Origin of the sequence: uncultured Methanobrevibacter sp., assembly GCF_902801725.1 — an archaeon.
Classification (GTDB): Archaea; Methanobacteriota; Methanobacteria; order Methanobacteriales; family Methanobacteriaceae; genus Methanocatella.
The window spans coordinates 1-2,755 of sequence record NZ_CADCJB010000074.1 but is presented as its reverse complement, the minus strand read 5'-3'; the positions used below and the strand labels follow the sequence as shown (position 1 = coordinate 2,755).

Annotated in this window: 1 protein-coding gene; it reads right to left on the bottom strand. The window is 36.0% G+C overall.

The window, feature by feature from the left end:
• Nucleotides 1-2,755 (bottom strand): C1 family peptidase (locus tag QZV68_RS10080; RefSeq protein ID WP_296880868.1); only part of this gene is annotated, 2,755 nt, incomplete at both ends.

Here is a 2,755-nt window from a genome sequence, read left to right as displayed (position 1 = left end):
CATTGAATGTTGAACCGTCTTTATAGCTCATCTCCAAATCACTTGCATACAATGTAGGCAATACAGTAATGTTATAAGACATCTGAAGACCAGTCAACGAATCAAGTGCAGTTAAAATGTACTCACCAGGAGGTAAATTAATGTTTAATCTCGCTGTACCGTTTTCGTTGGTTGTACGGTTATAGAAAACACCATTGATGTTCATGGTAATGTTAACACCACTGACAGGATTACCTTCGCCATCAATCAAGTCAATGTAGAACTGTGATTCATTTTTGTAGTATTTTACTAAGTTGTCAGCTATTAATGTTGGCAATACTGTAATGTTATAGGACATTTGAAGGTCGGTCAACGGATCAAGTGCAGTTAAAATGTACTCGCCGGGAATCAAGTTAATGTTTAATCTGGCTGTACCGTTTTCGTTGGTTGTACGGTTATAGAATACTCCGTTGATGTTCATGGTAATGTTTACGCCATTAACAGGATTTCCTTCACCATCAATTAAATCAATGTAGAACTGTGATTCGTTTTTGTAGTATTTTACTAAGTTGTCAGCTATTAATGTTGGCAATACTGTAATTGTATTTTCAACTGTTGTGCCGTTGAATGTTGTTTTAATGCTGTAGTTGCCAGGTCCTAAGTTAATAGCTATTGAAGCAGTTCCATTTTCATCGCTGACTCTAGTATAGTTTCTGCCGTTTATTTCAAAGGTTACGGTTTCGTTAGCAACACCGATATTTGCCTCAAATTGTGAATCGTTTTTATAGATTTTGACTAAATCTTGGGTGTAAATAGGTAAATCCACAGTGTAGACTTTTAAACATACAATGTAGCCTAAATCATAGGTATCTTTCATAGGTTCTCCGTCGAAGGATATGTATGAGAGATTTTGAGTGTAATGTGTCCTGACTTCGGTAAGGTTAACGGTTGGTGCAGCATTTGAAGTTATTACTGCTTTGAAAACATCACCCTCTCTAATTGGTATGTATTCATTTAACTTGATTGTGCGGTAACCGATGTATGGTGACACTCCGGTTTGGGTCAATTTCAATTCGTCATTTACATAAATATCGATTGTATAATCGATTCCTTCCTTATTGAAGTATGTCCCGACAGCTGCAATCGCATCATTTTCCAATGCTTCAAATACATTCATATAACTTACATTCTGATTACCTGATTGGAAATCGGACCCCCATATGAGACTATGTTGGTAGTTTTTATTGTATGGTTCGGTATTTTCAACTATTATTGAGGTAGCATATTCTATCAAGGTTTTAGAGTTCAGTAATGTCTTATCGTAATATGAAACATAGAGGAATCCATTGTCTCCCCAGTCGGTACCATAACTGTTTTTGACAATCCATGCTCCGTTGCCAGGAGGTGTGATTAAGAAGTTGCTTGCATTATAATTATCGTCCCATCCTATAATTGAAACATCATGATTTGAATCTTTATATATATTAACATATTGCGCATGGGTTTCTGGATTATAATAAGGATTTACCTCATCATATGTGGATTGCCCAAAAAAGGACACGTCTATGGAACCGTATTTCATTATTGCCAATTTAAGCTGTGTGCCGTTTGGTATTTCATTGTTAGGTGTGAACATCACATCTTGAATGTGGATATCATTCTGGGTTGTGATTACAGGTGAGATTTTTCCCATTTCATCATAGGTATCTGCATCCTGTGTGAATGCTCCAAGCCAGCTCAACAAATAAGATGTGGAAACTGTGTTGAGTCCACCTTCCACCAAAAGACCGCCATAAATTGAATATTTCAGCATGGTATCCTGCATGTTGTTTTCTGAAAAGTCAGTTGTGATGTTTGCAGCTTTCAGCAATGCAGATTCCAGGGCAGCTGTCATTCCGAATGTCCAGCAGGCACCCATCCATCCCTGATTTTTAATGGATGAAACCCATCCGTAATCACGTAAATCAAATCTGTTTGGAATGGTAGTGGTATTGATGCTGTTGTTAAGCAATACTAATTGCATGCCTTGTCCGGTCATTATTGTTGCATAATATGTATTGTTTGTTGAGATATTATCGTCATTAATATAAACATTGTTTTCTAAAAGAGATGTTTTATCGAAAACAGTGTAGATGGGGTTTGTATTGTTTTCAAATGTTGAATCTTTGATGCTGTATGATGTATCGTATGCATAAATTGCATTACCGGCACTTGCCATATTATTGTTGAAAAATTTAGATTCGGTTATATTTAATGTGCTGTTATCACAGAATATTGCACCACCATAGGTTGGATATCCTTCAATAATGCTGACGCCATTTGAATCGAAGGTACAATTATTGATTTCAGTATTTGTATCTGAAAGGTAAATTGCACCTCCATTATATTTGGCATAATCGTTTATGAATTCTGTATTGTTTAACACGAAATCTCCACCCAATTGGACATATGCTCCACCAAATTCGGAATATGTATCCTTAAATTTAGTATCAACTATGGCTATTGTGCCTGTATAGTTATCATCTCCAGGAACATCAGCATAAATGGCTCCTCCATTTTTGGAAGAGGTAACATTTTCGAATTCGCAATTTTCAATATATAGTTCTCCGCCAGCTTTAGTAGCAATTGCACCTGCGGTAATATTGGCTTTTAAATCAATGAATTTGGAATTGATTATTGAAGCTTTAGAAGATTTAATATATACTGCGGGTGCATAAGATGCAGTGATATTAGCAAAAGTAGTGTTTTCTATATAAGCTTTAGCATCTGAAGAAAT